Source organism: Pararoseomonas baculiformis (assembly GCF_017813395.1).
Taxonomy (GTDB): Bacteria; Pseudomonadota; Alphaproteobacteria; order Acetobacterales; family Acetobacteraceae; genus Roseomonas; species Roseomonas baculiformis.
Genome location: NZ_JAGIZB010000053.1, coordinates 1 through 13,980 on the forward strand (window position 1 = coordinate 1; position 13,980 = coordinate 13,980).

The following is a 13,980-nucleotide window of genomic DNA, read 5'->3' on the forward strand; positions in this document are numbered from 1 at the left end:
CGCTGGTATGATCTGTACCAGAAAGGCGGCCCCGCGGCGCTCGAGGACAGGCCATCCCGGCCTGAGCGGGTCTGGAACCGCATCCCCGATGAGGTGCGGTCCCGGATCATCGACCTGGCGCTGGAAGCGCCGGAGCTGTCCCCGCGCGAGCTCGCGGTGCGGTTCACGGACACCCAGGGCTACTTTGTCTCCGAGGCCTCGGTCTACCGCCTGCTCAAGGCGCAGGACCTGATCGCCAGCCCGGCCTTCATCGTGGTCAAGGCAGCCGATGAGTTCCATCGCAAGACAACGGCGCCCAACCAGCTCTGGCAGACGGACTTCACCTACCTGAAGGTGACCGGCTGGGGCTGGTTCTACCTCTCCACCGTGCTCGACGACTTCTCCCGGTACATCATCGCCTGGAAGCTCTGCACCAGCATGGCAGCCGCGGATGTCACCGAGACGCTGGAGGCGACACTCGCCGCCTCAGGCTGCGGGCAGGCAAAGGTCCTGCACCGGCCGCGGCTGCTCTCCGACAACGGCCCCTGCTACATCGCAGCCGATCTTGCCAAATGGCTCGACGACAAGCGTATCGAGCACGTCCGTGGTGCCCCCTGTCATCCGCAGACCCAGGGCAAGATCGAGCGCTGGCATCAGACGCTCAAAAACCGCATTCTCCTCGAGAACTACTATCTGCCCGGCCACCTCGAGGCGCAGATCGAGGCCTTCGTCGAGCACTACAACCACCAGCGCTACCACGAGAGCCTGCAGAATCTCACCCCAGCCGATGTCTACTTTGGCCGAGGACAAACCATCATGCGGAAGCGTGAACGCATCAAGCGACAGACCATCCAGCAGCGGCGCTTGCTGCATCAGCGCCGAGCCGCCTAACCTCCAGCCCAGATGAGCCCGAGCCTCCGTTAGTTCAGCACCTCACCTGTCCCAAAGCATTCGACGACGGACACTCCACAGTTCCGATCCTTACCGCACCACACCAGGTATCGATGACGTGACTGCAGTCACTAAGTTGTGGCTGCAGTTACTAAGTTAATGGCCATGTGAACGGAGCGCACACCAGATCAGGGAGGTGCCGGCTATGGACAGGACAGCTCAGCGAAAGCGCCTTGAGGCCCCCCTGGAGGAAGTCTCTGCTCTCCCAGAGAGTAACCCCGGCTTCACAGACCACAGCCTCCACGATGAGCATGGACTGCCGTCCAGCGATGGGGCAGCAACGGCGAAGCATGTCCTTCCAGAGCCCGCTACGGAGACGGAGGACGATGTGATGCGCTGGCTGCAGAGCGTTTCGTTCTGGCCAAGCGATGATTATGATATGGACGGGTTGTTACCCGTTTCGTCCCAGGAAGACGCCGTACCAGGTGATCTGCCATCCAGCGGTGAAGGCAAGCCGGAGGCCGATGCTCAAGCTTGAGCAGGCGCGTGCGGGTCTTCAACGTGAACTACTCAGGCTGGAGGTGCCAGCGGGCGTTCTGGGGCACCTTGCCGTGCCGCCTGGCGGTTGCCATCGCCACCTCGAAGAGGCCCAAGGCCCTGATCTTGTCCTTGTCAGAGACGATCAGACCGGCTCCGCGCGCCTCCGGAACGTCCTTGGGGACGAAGAACACGTGGTACTCCCCCACGACCCGATGCGTCACCTCGAAGTCGAGCGTGATGCCTGACCGTTTCATCGCTCCTGGCCTCTGGTCTCGCCCACGGACAAGGCCTTGAAGGCGAGGAAGTTGATCACGTCCGACCTTTCTGGTCTAGCAACTCCTGCAGGGCGTCCGCTTGCTCCTGGAGCACCTCGCGGGCGAGTTGTAGCTGGCGTTCCAATGCGACACTGCGCCTGACCAGCTTCACGCCGTCGGACAGTTCAATCAGGGTAAGCTCTTGGCCGGCCTCTAGGCCCATGCGGATGCACGTTTCCGCAGGGAAGGTGATCCCGACCGAGTTGCCGTGTCGCCGCAATCTGACCGTCGTCATAGCGTTCTCCGGCAGGCAGTGCGGACGGCAAGGCTAGGTTCGCCCTGTTTCTGGGGCAAGGGATTGGTGATGAGGCCTGTGACCTCACCGCTGATGCGGGACATTTTGAGATGCCGATCTGGCTAACTCTTGAACCGATGCACCGACCTGAATGGTAAGCTTCCGCTTGCCACGACGCTCTGCAGAGCAAGTCTCTCGTGGAGAGGCGAAGGGGAGGGGCAGATGCCATGGACGATACCAAGCCGACCTCCGGAGAGGTTGATGGGGATGCTCCCGGCATCCCGGAAGCGGAACTGTTCGGCGATCACCAGGCCCTTCATCCCCTGGCCTATGTCAGGACCGTCGAGGTGCCCGATGACGCACCGCACTCCTTTCCGGACTCCTTCGAGCGCTTGGCGTCGTTCCTCGACGCTGAAGAGCCGTCAGAGCAAGGAAAGCCATGTCCACCCTGATGCCTGACCACCTCGACCAGAGCCGGTTCTTTCCAGAGAACCGGCGGCGCCTCAGCGCACCGGCGATGCGGACTTTTCTGGCCATCGCAGACCTCTGGCGGCTCGATGAGGGTCAGCGGCTCCTGATCCTGGGGTTCCCTGCGCGTTCGACCTTCCACAAATGGGCAAAGACCGCCCGGGAGCACGGTGAACTGACGCTCAGCGTCGACACCCTGACCCGGATTTCAGCTGTGCTGGGGATCCACCAAGCGCTCGGCGTCCTCCACAGGCGCGAGCAGGAGGGGATCGCATGGCTCCGGACGCCTCACGGCGCCACTGTCTTCGGTGGCCGGCTTCCGCTCGACCTGATCGCGTGCGGCACCCAGGAGGGGCTCATGACGGTTCGTCGCTTCCTGGATGCGGCGCAGGGCGGCATCTACATGGAGCCGGTTGAAGCCCTGGACCGGCAGGCCCAGCCGTACCGAGACACGGACCTCGTCATCTCGTGAGCGGCGCGTACGAAAGTCCCTGATGCCTGACCTGATCCCCGAAACGCCGGCGTCGGCGCCCCGTCCCGAGCCGAAGCTGCTTGCCCAGCAAGGCAAGCATGGAGGTCCGTCCTGGACCTATCGGGGCGCGGCCATTCACTCGAACGAGAAGGGCACCCTCTTCTTCCTCGAGAACGGTCCTGCCGATCTGCCCGGGCAGTGGAACGGGGTCGGCACCAAGGAACTGCTGATCCGGGTTTTGGATAGCTGGCTCGACGAAGGAAAGCTGCCGTCCCCGTACTCGCGACTGAGCCAGGACGGTGAGGATGAGTTTGGCAAGCGCCTGCTGGCCAGAAAGGGATCGGTCCCCAAGGGTGTTTTTCCCACGGACTGAAATCCGCCCTCTTTCAGCCCTGGCGTCGTTCCCGACCTCAATCATCTGCCCCGAGCGGTACGCCATAGTAGGCGAGGTGAGCGGCGCGGTTGTCCCGCCGCCGTGCCGTGTTCTCTGGCTTGTCCCGCTCCCATTCGAGGACGGTCTGAACGAGCGCGCCGTCGCGACCGAGAATAGCGTCTGCGAGGGCCAGGATGTGCAGGTTCGGGACGGATTGCGGGCGGATCCGGATGAGCTCGTCGAGCGCCTCCCGCTCACGCCCGGGCCCGAGCCGATCCGCGATGATGGCCAGGGCGACAGCGGGCGAGCGGCCCACGCCGACGTTGCAATGGACCAGCAGGCGGCCGCCACTGGCGCTCGCCCGGCCGAACTCCAGCGCCCTCTCGATGTCGGCCCGCTCGGCCATCCGGAAGCTCGGCATCGATGCGTAAGCCGGCGGGGCTGGCCGATCCATGTCGACGAAACACAGCACCAGGTGGTCGGGGTGGGGGTCCTGATGGAAGCGCAGCCTCCTGGACTGCCGCTGGTCCGGGTCCTCCAGGGTGAGCACCGCCGAATAGCTGCGCTTCCAGCGCTGCGCCCAGGTCAGGCCTGAAACGGCCAGAGGCCCACGAGGGGGCAGATGATGGGGCCTCATCGATCGTCGTCCTCTAGAGGGCCCACGGGTCAGTCCCTCATGCCAGGGGACCAACCAGCGGGAAGGCCATGGGGCCAGTTCCAGTCGCCCGTCGAGGCGACACCCGTCAGCACCCGACAGGCATCGCAGGTGTCCTCCGTCCACGTCGCCAGGTGCCCCTCTGGCCAGACGCCGCCATTCGCCCTGGCACAGGGCGCGCAGATGTAGCTGACGCGCCGCCGCGGCGTCGGGGCTGCCCCCTCATCCGGGTTGGTCATGGCTCGCCCCCGAGGCACCGGCGAAGGCGAGATCCCCGTCACGCACCTCAGACAGCAGCCCTTCGCGCAGTCTCGTCTCGTGTGTTCGAGGATCGATCGAGACCCTAACCTCGATCCGGCGGTTGCCGCACTCGGCGCAGCGCAGACGTGCCGCGAACTCCTGAGTGGTCCGGTTTCCATCCCCTCCCATGAGCGAGATGGCGCGGCCGACGGAGGAACTCGCGACGCGGCCGCAGCCTTTGGGCTCTGAGCAGAACAGGCTGAAGAAGGTGGTGTCCTGCAGCGGCACGTAGCATCGCAGCCGGACGTATCCGTCAGGACCGATCGCGTCGTCGTCGGCCGTCATGGCTCAGGCGATCCGCCGCCAGGTGGTGCCCTCCGGCAGCCTCCACGCGTGGTGGGCCCGTTGCTGCATGGCCTGGAGCGTGGCGGGGATCTCAGTGCCGCCTTCCGCCGGCGGGCCAAGGAGCTCGATCACCCGGCCGCGGCGGTTTACCGCCTGGCGCTTCTCAAGGTCGATCGAGGCCAGGGGAGAGCCGAGATAAGGATCGTTTTTGTAGAGATCGTCCATCGCTGTCGTGAAGGTGCTGTGCTCGTTGATCCAGCCCATCACGTGCTGCGTCGGCTCCTTACCGGGTTCGCAGCACTCGACGATGGCCCACCGGTAGATCCGGGCGCTCTCAGGCATCAGCCCTCTCCTGACAGGATTCTGGCGGTACGGATCACGTCCGCCTCGATGATCACGACCTTCCCGCCCGGCAGCAGGAGGATGGACTGGCCGTCCTCCTCGCAGATCGCGCCGACGGAGGTCGGAGCGATCGCGTGGGTGCGTCCATCGACGTCGATGAGGATGACGTACCGTCCGACTCTCGTCGTGCACACATCTCCTGGCATCTCTAGGCCACCTGCCGCCATGTCGATCCCTCGGGATAGGCCTCCTGCTCCGCGACGGTCTGGGCCAGCTCCTCAAGGAAAGCGGCCGTTTCCTGAGAGGGCAGGGCGGGACCAGACAGCGCGATACGCCGGCCGAAGCGGTCGATCCCGAACCCCTCGTCGAGGTCGAGATGCTGGAGCGTCTTCGTGACCGTCTTGAGCCCATCCCTGAGGCGGGGGCCGGGGCGAGGGTACCGACGGCCAACTTCGACACCGGCGATGTGCAGCCTCGCCGGTTGCCCCGGCGTGGAGCGTTCCACGATCATCCAGCTGCCGATGGTTCTGCTCGCGCAGCGCGGGAGGAACCGTGGCGCGCCGGTCAGCGGGAGTGCGCCGGTCATATGACCCGCCTCCAGACCGTTTCCGGCGAGAGGCCCCAGGACCGCTCGGCACGCTTCCTCATGTCCACGATGGAATCGAGGAGTTCGTCCTCTGGCATCGCCGGCTCGACCAGGACGATGCGTTTGTGCTCCTGGTTCAGTACGAAGCCAGCAGCGGTGTCCACGCCCTGCAGGGGGGTGCTGATGTAGGGCGCTCCGCGAAGACGGCCGTCCTTACTCAGCCGCGCGTGCGACCGAATGTAGCCCTGCGGATGCTGCGTCGGCGGCTGACCTGGCTGGCAGCACTCCACGATCAGCCACAGATCGATCTCGGCGTAGACTTCCAGGTCGCTCCCTGGACGGCTGGGCTCCGGTGGTTCCGGGGTATCCGCCTGGTCACCCCTGGGATCGTCCGCCACGCTGCAACCTCACTACAGAACGGAAAGGGAACATACTTCCTGGCCGGTTGGTTGCCTAGCAACCCGGGGATGCAATCGTTCGGTGCCCCCACAAGTTTTGCGTACGTATAATCGGGTAGGTCAGGATGATCTTATGGGTGTCACCTTCCCGCTCTGGCGCGTGGTCCCTATCTCTTGCTGCAGGCTTTCAGGGATGAGAGGGATGCCGGACGAGGTTGCTTTGCGTGATCATGCCGTCCGGACCTTCGGTGATCCGGACCGTGCTGCCATTTGGCTGGCGCGGCCGACGACGGCGCTGGAAGGCAGAAGGCCGGCCGATCTGCTGAACCATGAGGCCGGCCGTCTGAAAGTATGGCAGCTGCTTACCCTCATTGATCATGGCCTCGCCAGTTGACGACGTGCCTCAGATGAAGCCGTCGAACTGACGCGAAGCGAGAAGCCGCTGGACCGCGCCGAGGTGGCGTTCGCGGAGAGCTGTGATCGGCGCTGATGTCACGGATTGTCGTAGGCCGTCGCGATGACCCGCTCGACCGCCTCCACCTCGTCGTCGCGCAGGGAGGCGAACTCCTTCTGGCGCCGCCCATTGGCGAGCCGGCCGCCGTTCTGGCGCACGAGCCGGATCAGCAGCGACACCCGCTGATCGGCCATGTCGAAGAGGCCGGCGATGCCCCGGCGTGCGCAGTCATAGGCCTCGATCTCCGCGATCTCACGGGGCAGGTCATCCTCAACGGTGCGTGCCACGCAGCCGTAGAGGAACTCGGCGAAGGAGGTGGCGTCGAACAGGGCGTAGAGGTCATGCGTGTCGTTGAGTACCTCGACGTTCCCCCGCTGGGTGGGACGCCACTCGATGTGGTCCATCAGCGGGGCCGAGCGGTCCCGGAGCAGGCGGCCGTAGGCCTCGATCTCCGCCAGGATGGCCGTTGAGACGGGAAAGAGGACCCCCGGCGGCGAGAAGCCCCGCTCGGCGAGGACGTGATGGATCAGGAAGCGGTGCAGGCGCCCGTTGCCGTCCTCGAAGGGGTGCGCGGTGACGAAGCCGTAGGCCACCGCCGCGGCCTGCAGCACCGGATCCAGGCCGCCGGCCGTCATGCGGGCGTTGGCCGCCACCATCGCCGTCATGAGGCCCGGCAGGTCGACCGGGCGGGCCCCGATCAGCTCCGGCAGTGGCGCACCCTCGGCATCGCGGTCGCCCAGGAAGACCCCCTCGGTCCGGAGACCGACGGCGATGTGGCGCACGTCCTCCAAGAGGATCGACTGCAGGCGTTCCAACTCGGGTACGGAGAGCGGCCGCTCGCCCGCCTGCAGGACTGCCCGGCCCCAGCGCTCGACGCGGTTGCGCGGCGGGGTCTCGCCCTCGATCCGGAAGCTCGCCTGACTATCGGCGAGCAGCAGGAAGCTCGCGGCCCGGGCCAGCACCCGCCGGTCCGCGCCGCGCACGATCCCCGCCGCGCGCTCGGCCAGGTCTTGGGCAGCGAAGGCCTCGAGGGTGGGGGTGCGCCGGATCACCGGGCAGAAGCCGGGCACGCCGGGCAGGTTGTCGCGCACCCGGTGCCGGGGCGAGTTCACCGGTGCGGCCACGAAGCAGGCGGCCGGATCCAGGGCATCGACGTAGTTCCCCGCCGCCGCGTCCGGCACGTCGAGGCGGCGCTCGGTCAGCCACTCGAAGAGAAACCAGGCCCGGCGTGCCCAGGCGCCGGTGGGGGCCGCGCGCACGATCTCGACGACCGCCTCGTCCGGCAGGGCATCGAAGATGCGCTTCAGGACGCGAAGATCGGGTTCTTCGTGCCGTAGGGCGAAGATCAGGTGTCCGCCGACGGTGTCATCTGGGCTGTACCGGCGGTCGAAGAGGATCAGTTCCTCCGCCTCGCGGCGGCTCTCCCGCACCGAGCCCGACGACACGCAGGCCACCAGCCGCAGGGGGACGTCGACGCGGAGCGCCTGGACCAGGGCGGCGTAGCCGACGAGCCGAGCCCCGTCTGGGATCAGGCGCTCCTTGAACAGGCGAGGGGTTCGGAACTCGGGCTGCATTGCGGAAGAACGCTTAGCATCAGCGAATTGCGATTGCAAAAACGCCTCGATGCGGAAAAGCGGATATTTGGTGACTGGCGGAGCATGTGTGTATGAGCGCCCAACCAGGCCGATATCCTCGGCCACGTGCAGGACCGTACCATCCGGCAGGGCGATCTCGACGGAGCGATTGCCCTCTGCCGCGACATCTGGCTGCGGCAGCACAGGCAGGTCCGCAGATCCCTCCACGGTACCGGGCTCGGCGAGTTCGGGGACGAGGCGGATCGGAACGAAGGTCGTCCTCTCCGACGTGAGCCGCCCCCGCCGCTGGGCGTCCCGCCACTGCCAGAGCAGGCCTCGACTGACATCGTATCGCCGCGCGACATCCGTCAGCGTGGCGCCCCCGTCGATCTCGGCGAGAATTCGGAGCTTGTCCTCGATGCGCCAGCGTCGGCGCCACTCCACCCCGCTGATGATCTCCATCCCACGCCCCGCCTGCTTTTACCGACACTCTTACGAACGCCCGTAAGATCAGCGGACGCGCAGCTCAGGGAAGGCGGCACCCGCCGGATGGGTACGGATTGTCTCGCACCAGACGCCTTTCATATAACGAACGTTATACGGGAGGGTCCGATGCTGAACCTGAAGGTCACGACGGTTGGCTTGTCTGCGGGCCTCATCCTGTCGAAGGAAGCGATGGCCTTCCTGAAGGTGCGGAAGGGCGACACGCTCTACCTGACCGAAGCCCCGGACGGCAGCTACCGTCTCACGCCCTATAACCCTGAGTTCGAACGGCAGATGTCGCTGGCCAAGGAGATCATGCACGAGGACCGCGACATCCTTCGTGCCCTCGCGAAGTGACCGGACCGGTGCTGCGCGTCGGAAGAAGCCTCAATCCGGCGCACTAATGGTGTTTCCGTGAGCGTTCGGCTTCCAACCTATTCTCCATCAGGGAGCAGCCAGCAGCCTCTATGAGGTGCGCCTGAGCCTCTGCCCCCCGGGCGATGGCCCCAGCTAACGGCTCGAGCCCCTCGGGCTTCCTCTCACTCGTCACGGCCATCTCCTTGCGCCCTCCGGGGGCGCAAACATCGGACAGTCGACGACCATAACGCGTCATGCTTGGCTGTGCCGTTCATCGGGCCAATGCGCGTAGTGTCTCAGTTTGAAATCCACCCCTGACCGGGCGTGCCATCGTAACCCGGCCCGGGCAACCCTATGCTTGGCGGCAAGCGTGGACGCGATGGGTTGCGACAGGAGGAGGAAGCCAATGTCTGACTACTATGTCTACGACAACCACGTAGCAGGCTACAGCAAGGTCCACCGCGCCGACTGCCCGCACTGCCGCGGCGGGGTCGGTCCGTCCGGGTCGCCGGTCGGGCAGGGGGACCAGTTTATTGCTGCCGCGACCCCGGCGGAGGCTTGGCAGCGCGCGGAGGCCCTTGGCCGCATACCGAGCTACTGTAAGATCTGCCGTCCGGATTCAACTGGGACACTAACCCAATGCGGCTCCCGTTGGTCGTCGCTAGCGCCGCATGCGGCTGGGCGCGCGACCCTGACGGCGGTCGGAGAGTTCACATTCCACGCTGAAGTACCGGCAGACCCCACAGGCGCCCTCCTCCTTGGTGAGGCACCAGGAAAGGTGGTCCACCAGGGGAGCCCCTGGCTGACGCGCTAGTGCCTCACTGATGAACTCGGGCTCGATCCGCAGACTCCGATCGGATTACTAGCTCAGAGCCTTTGGGCTTATACCGCTGACAGCGGTGCCCAAGGTAAGCCCGGCCGACCCTCGCTTAGGGCAGCAGCAAAGACGCCGGGCTACCTCGCTCAGAGCTGCTGTTTCCATGGCGTTAGCGAAGGCAGGCCTGAAGAGCCGAGGATCTCCCCTCCCCTCCCCTCCTCATGCAGCAGGTACTGGCGCCAATTATCATGAGCTTACGCTTGCTTCCCGATGAGATTAGTCCGAGCGGAATCGAGCGCTAACAGATAGCTACCCGGTAGCCCGCGAGGGGCTACCGGAAAGCAAGCATCACGCTTTATACTCTGGGCGTTAGGGCGCGCAGACTTTGGAGCTTGAGGATCTCCCTTCGCCTCCCCCTCCCCGGGTCAGTCCGTCCCGGCGAAACGCCAATTATAAGCTTCTGCCTGTACTCGGCTGATGAGGGTTACAACCACAACCCACGCTCGTTGGTAGCTACTCGGTAGCGTGCCGCCGGCTACCCGAAGGCAAGCTGTGTGCTTGCGGTAAGCAAACCGTGAGCAGAGGCGCCGTGGATTGCGCGGCTACCTGCGGTATTGACCCGCCCGCACCAGCGCAACCGGGCCTAAGAGGAGGTGGTAGCGTCGCGCCGCGATGGCTCAGCACGATGACCTCTGCCTTTGGAGAAGCACCTAAGTCAGAGCATCGCTGAAAGCACGTCCTGTGATCCCTCCGGTCCCCTCCCCTCCCCTCTGGTACACCCCCCGCCATGCGCCAGAATGCAGAGCTATTCGGCCCCCTGCTCGCTCTACACTGCCGCCGCTGCCGGGTTGAAACCCATAGAAACAGCGCGCTCCGCCGGATCGTTCCTGATGTAGGGGAAACCACGACGCGGGTTTGCGTACGGCCGCACTGCAGGTGGAATGGCGACATCTCGGGACGGGCACGTGGATCTGGCTGTCCGCACCAAAGGTTTCTCGTTTTGGCAGCTTTCCCGAGCTTGGTTCCGTCATACGGGACGGAGTTGCTCACCTCAACAGGCGACCTTTCTTGACTTCCCAGCAAGCACCGGGTCGGCATCACCGCTGTCGTAAGTACCGCGTGCCGCAATGGACGAAGATTGGTACACGGCCTCGCAAACCCGTGGCCACCAGCTATCCGGTAAACTAGGTGGAGTTCTCCCGGAACTGCTTCCACGGTCGGGCGGGTCTCGAAACCGCCCCAAAAAACATCGAGTGGCGTTCGACGTGGCACTGAGGGGACAACCGGTAGCTACCGAGTAGCCTCTGGGCCGCTACGTGGTAGCTACGCGGTGACGGCCGGCGAGATTATCATGACTCATTTGCCGGGAACTGGCTTGCTACCAGTTAGCACACAGGTAGCTACGGAGTAGCCACGGGGAGGCTATTGAGCCTCCCTCCCCCCGCGGGCTCTCTTCCCCGCTCGCAGACTACCAGCCGTTTGCTATCAGTTAGCTGCCGGATAGCGCCCAGCCGCCTACCAGGCGCCTATCTGTAAATTGCGGCGAGCTCTCCGACGCTCACGGTATAAGCACAACCCTCCAGAGGATTCTGTTTCCAGGTGTGGTTACCCCGAGGGACAGGCCCTCTGCGCGCCGCATCAAATAGTCGATTGGCTGCTCCTTCAGGTCAGCAAGCTGGGCTTTCTCAAGAACTTCGCAGCAGCCAGAAAACAGCGAGAGGCAGCGTGTCGCCCGCTTCTTTGGTCCCTGCTCGCAATCGGCCGCTAGGGTGTGAGGCGCCCTGCTGATCACGGCCCAGCAGGGATCAAGTGGTGTTCGGTCTTCCGCGGGTCCGGAGAAACCAGGATAGCTATTCGCTAGCCACGAAGTAGCCGACAGCAAGCTAGTTGACCGCACCCTGTCGGTAGCCGGCGCGCTTTCGGATAGCTACTAAACAGCGACCAGCGAAGATGCTTGATGACGCGTGATAGGGAATTACCTTGCCCGCGCAGGCCGGACGCGGGTCGGGGGAGCGTCAACCGGAAGCGTCCCATTGGCTACTGGCTAGCTACTTAAAGGCTATTTCGTGCAGCCGGCAGGATGAGGTGGCGCTAGCTGGCAGTTCCCACGGACCGCTACGCCGACGAGCCATAACTCCCGATGTGGAGCCAAGTGGCTCGCTGGTACCTCCTAGTGACCTGACGGATACCAATAGGAAACTGGGAGACTACTGGTTGACTTCCGGTCGGCTGTCCGGCGACTTTCTGCCCGCATCCGGGAAGCGGCCAGTGGGCGCGGCTACTCTGTCAGGGGATGGCAGGCCGGTGAGTTGGGAGAACAACGATGCCGACTATCTGCATGGCGAGCAGCAAGGGAGGGTGCGGAAAGTCCACGAGTTCGGTCGTCTTGGCTACACAGCTCGCACAGCGCGGTGCCCCGGTCACGTTGATCGACGCCGACCCGAACCGCCCGGTAAGTGCGTGGGCGAAGCGGCCGGGCCGGCCAGAGCACCTGACGGTACTCTCCGACGTCTCCGAGGCGACGATTATCGACGAGATCGAAAAGGCGGCACAGACTACCCCGTTTGTGATTGTGGACCTTGAGGGGACCGCGAGCATGACAGTCGCATACGCTATCAGCCGCGCTGACCTCGTCATCGTTCCTGTTCAGGGTAGCCAGCTGGATGCAGCAGAGGCTGCAAAGGCGATCCGCCTCATCCGCCAGCAGGAGAAGGCATTCGGGCGCGCCATTGCCTACGCGGTACTCTTCACGCGTACCTCGGCTGCGATCCGTCCACGCACCCTGCAGCACATCCGGGCGGAGCTGGATGGCGCCGGGATACCCATCTTTCGGACACAGATGCATGAGCGGGAGGCGTTTCGCGCCATTTTCTCCTTCGGAGGCACGGTCGAGCATCTAAGCAGTACACAGGTCGGTGGCCTCGATGCGGCCGTAAAAAACGCCCGTGAACTTGCGGCAGAGGTCGTCGCGCTGTTGAGGAAGCCGGCCTTGAAGGAGGCTGCGGCGTGAGCAGCGAGCGCGCGAAGCTGTTCAGCAGCGAGGACGACCTGGATCTCAGCGGTTTTGCACCGAAGTCACCCGCGCGCCCTGAGGAGGTGAGGGGGGTCGCCGAGGGTGCCGGCTTCCGGAGCAGGGAGCCGAGCACTCAGCAGCCCGAGCCGGCGGCGACGGCTGGTCCTGCCCGACGCGACCCTCGCAGGTACCGCACGGGCCGCAACGTGCAGCTGAACCTGAAGGTCAGGCAAGAGGACATGGACGCCTTCTACCGGCTCGCGGATGAGAGCGGGGATGTCCTCGGAATGGTCTTTGCGGATGCGGTGGCGGCGCTGCAGCGTGAGCGTGCAGCCAAGAAGGGCTAAAAGGAGGCTACACAGAGGCTACTTGGTAGCGACCAAGTAGCCCCTTGGTGAGTGCGAGCCGGGCCGCAGCGGCGGCTCAAGTGAGCCGACGCCCGATGCGAACTCACGCGCCACCGCCGCCGCTGGGGCTGCACCCAAGGTGCTCGCTGGGTAGATGCTCCCCGGTGCTCCCCCGAACTTCCCGGCAGGCTGGAACTTGCGCCGCCGATTTGGGCGGAATGCGGATCGGGATGTGAGGAGTTCGGTGTGCCACCTGCACTATGCGTGAACGGCAGCGGGCGGCTACAACCCGTGACAGATCGTCGGTCCGCCGCGAGCGACGTGGCGGGACCGATGCGGCCGAGGAGACCCTGCCAAGCACGGGACCGGCGTGGTGACGCTGCGGCCTGGCTCTCCCTCAATTCACTCGCGGACTCTTACGACCGCAGCACCCCGCGCGGCGCGGTAGCTGAGGCTGCTCGGTCGATTGCTCCTCCCGGCGGCTCAGGGGAGGGCAGGCGGCCTCATCTGCCTGGCGCGACTTGGGAACAGTCGCTGCCGCACTATGGGACCCCTCGCGGCGTAGGAGGGATCTGGCGGTCCCTATTCTCTACTGCTCTGCCTCAGTGGAGGCGAGGCTGAGATGCTATCGGCGAGATCAGGCAGCTTCTCGCGTGGCTGTCTCCAGCATGGTGATTACGGCCGCACGCGCGGAGGTCCGCTCCTCCATTCTCACGCCTCGGAAGCGGACATGCTGCTTCCGGCCAGACTATGCCGCTTACCGCGCGCTCAGGCAGGCAGCCCATGTGGCTATTCAGCAGAGAGATGCCCGGCAGGGCGCTATCTCGTCCTTGCGAACGGAAGCTCAACCCGACTGCGGCGGCAGTTGAGCAGGTACGCGCCGAACCCGGCACGGCAGGGCGCAGGCCAGGTTTGTTCCGCGCTGCCGACCAGAAAACCAGTAAATCCGGGCCTGTCTGCCTTTCTCGGCAGGCACTTAGCTCGACTTTGGCCATTTGAGCTGAGGAGAGGCGGCGGAGCGGGCTGACCGGCTAGGGTGGATGCGTCCCCGCCAAGAGACGCCGCCATGCTCTGCCTGCCGACCCGCTTCGCCGCGG

General features: G+C 65.0%; 18 protein-coding genes. 9 read left to right on the forward strand and 9 right to left on the reverse strand.

Translation table 11 applies throughout. The features are described 5' to 3' along the window. Both J8J14_RS23520 and J8J14_RS23525 read left to right on the forward strand, forming a co-directional pair. On the forward strand, positions 1 to 870 hold an 870-nt coding region (locus J8J14_RS23520), incomplete at its 5' end, for an IS3 family transposase (RefSeq protein ID WP_209381981.1). Between the two features lie 391 nt (positions 871 to 1,261). Beyond that, the gene (locus J8J14_RS23525) at positions 1,262 to 1,408 is read left to right on the forward strand and encodes a hypothetical protein (RefSeq protein WP_209381982.1); all 147 of its coding nucleotides are present in this window, start codon (positions 1,262 to 1,264) and stop codon (positions 1,406 to 1,408) included. A 28-nt stretch (positions 1,409 to 1,436) separates the two neighbouring features. Here J8J14_RS23525 and J8J14_RS23530 read toward each other — a convergent pair whose 3' ends face one another. After that, positions 1,437 to 1,664, reverse strand: coding sequence for a hypothetical protein (locus tag J8J14_RS23530; protein WP_209381983.1), 228 nt, complete (start codon positions 1,662 to 1,664; stop codon positions 1,437 to 1,439). Between the two features lie 55 nt (positions 1,665 to 1,719). Beyond that, entirely contained in the window at positions 1,720 to 1,959 is a 240-nt protein-coding gene (locus J8J14_RS23535; RefSeq protein WP_209381984.1) for an AbrB/MazE/SpoVT family DNA-binding domain-containing protein, read from the reverse strand. 227 nt (positions 1,960 to 2,186) lie between these two features. Here J8J14_RS23535 and J8J14_RS23540 point away from each other — a divergent pair, with 227 nt between their 5' ends. From J8J14_RS23540 to J8J14_RS23550, 3 genes are read left to right on the forward strand one after another with little or no spacing between them, the layout of a single operon-like run. After that, complete coding sequence (locus tag J8J14_RS23540; RefSeq protein WP_209381985.1) at positions 2,187 to 2,411, forward strand: hypothetical protein; 225 nt, start codon at positions 2,187 to 2,189, stop codon at positions 2,409 to 2,411. Continuing rightward, positions 2,399 to 2,899: an MbcA/ParS/Xre antitoxin family protein gene (locus J8J14_RS23545; RefSeq protein ID WP_209381986.1), complete on the forward strand. Its 501-nt coding sequence runs from the start codon at positions 2,399 to 2,401 to the stop codon at positions 2,897 to 2,899. The genes J8J14_RS23540 and J8J14_RS23545 overlap by 13 nt, the downstream gene beginning before the upstream one ends. A 22-nt stretch (positions 2,900 to 2,921) precedes the next feature. Continuing rightward, on the forward strand, positions 2,922 to 3,272 hold the full coding sequence (locus J8J14_RS23550) for a hypothetical protein (RefSeq protein ID WP_209381987.1): 351 nt from the start codon (positions 2,922 to 2,924) through the stop codon (positions 3,270 to 3,272). Between the two features lie 37 nt (positions 3,273 to 3,309). Here J8J14_RS23550 and J8J14_RS23555 read toward each other — a convergent pair whose 3' ends face one another. The 6 genes from J8J14_RS23555 to J8J14_RS23580 all read right to left on the reverse strand — a co-directional run bounded on the left by J8J14_RS23555 (position 3,310) and on the right by J8J14_RS23580 (position 5,838). Next, entirely contained in the window at positions 3,310 to 3,909 is a 600-nt protein-coding gene (locus J8J14_RS23555; RefSeq protein WP_209381988.1) for a dual specificity protein phosphatase family protein, read from the reverse strand. A 240-nt stretch (positions 3,910 to 4,149) separates the two neighbouring features. Then, on the reverse strand, positions 4,150 to 4,512 hold the full coding sequence (locus tag J8J14_RS23560; protein WP_209381989.1) for a hypothetical protein: 363 nt from the start codon (positions 4,510 to 4,512) through the stop codon (positions 4,150 to 4,152). 3 nt (positions 4,513 to 4,515) lie between these two features. Continuing rightward, positions 4,516 to 4,854, reverse strand: a complete 339-nt coding sequence (locus J8J14_RS23565) for a hypothetical protein (RefSeq protein ID WP_209381990.1) — start codon at positions 4,852 to 4,854, stop codon at positions 4,516 to 4,518. After that, positions 4,854 to 5,060, reverse strand: coding sequence for a hypothetical protein (locus J8J14_RS23570; protein WP_209381991.1), 207 nt, complete (start codon positions 5,058 to 5,060; stop codon positions 4,854 to 4,856). The genes J8J14_RS23565 and J8J14_RS23570 overlap by 1 nt, the downstream gene beginning before the upstream one ends. A gap of 2 nt (positions 5,061 to 5,062) precedes the next feature. After that, positions 5,063 to 5,440, reverse strand: a complete 378-nt coding sequence (locus J8J14_RS23575) for a hypothetical protein (protein ID WP_209381992.1) — start codon at positions 5,438 to 5,440, stop codon at positions 5,063 to 5,065. Next, a complete protein-coding gene (locus J8J14_RS23580; RefSeq protein WP_209381993.1) occupies positions 5,437 to 5,838 on the reverse strand; it encodes a hypothetical protein in 402 nt (133 codons plus the stop codon). Before J8J14_RS23580 ends, J8J14_RS23575 begins: the two co-directional genes overlap by 4 nt. Positions 5,839 to 6,040: 202 nt before the next feature. On the opposite strand from J8J14_RS23580, the gene J8J14_RS23585 reads away from it, so the two are divergent. Beyond that, entirely contained in the window at positions 6,041 to 6,232 is a 192-nt protein-coding gene (locus J8J14_RS23585) for an MbcA/ParS/Xre antitoxin family protein (RefSeq protein WP_209381994.1), read from the forward strand. A gap of 98 nt (positions 6,233 to 6,330) precedes the next feature. Here J8J14_RS23585 and J8J14_RS23590 read toward each other — a convergent pair whose 3' ends face one another. Next, positions 6,331 to 8,328 (reverse strand): Fic family protein, encoded by a 1,998-nt coding sequence (locus J8J14_RS23590; protein ID WP_209381995.1) that lies wholly within the window; start codon positions 8,326 to 8,328, stop codon positions 6,331 to 6,333. Between the two features lie 150 nt (positions 8,329 to 8,478). Here J8J14_RS23590 and J8J14_RS23595 point away from each other — a divergent pair, with 150 nt between their 5' ends. From J8J14_RS23595 to J8J14_RS23605, 3 genes are all read left to right on the forward strand, one after another. Further along, complete coding sequence (locus J8J14_RS23595; protein ID WP_209381996.1) at positions 8,479 to 8,706, forward strand: AbrB/MazE/SpoVT family DNA-binding domain-containing protein; 228 nt, start codon at positions 8,479 to 8,481, stop codon at positions 8,704 to 8,706. Between the two features lie 3,140 nt (positions 8,707 to 11,846). Next, positions 11,847 to 12,533: a ParA family protein gene (locus J8J14_RS23600; protein WP_209381997.1), complete on the forward strand. Its 687-nt coding sequence runs from the start codon at positions 11,847 to 11,849 to the stop codon at positions 12,531 to 12,533. Further along, on the forward strand, positions 12,530 to 12,883 hold the full coding sequence (locus J8J14_RS23605) for a hypothetical protein (protein WP_209381998.1): 354 nt from the start codon (positions 12,530 to 12,532) through the stop codon (positions 12,881 to 12,883). Before J8J14_RS23600 ends, J8J14_RS23605 begins: the two co-directional genes overlap by 4 nt. The last annotated feature ends 1,097 nt before the right edge of the window (positions 12,884 to 13,980 follow it).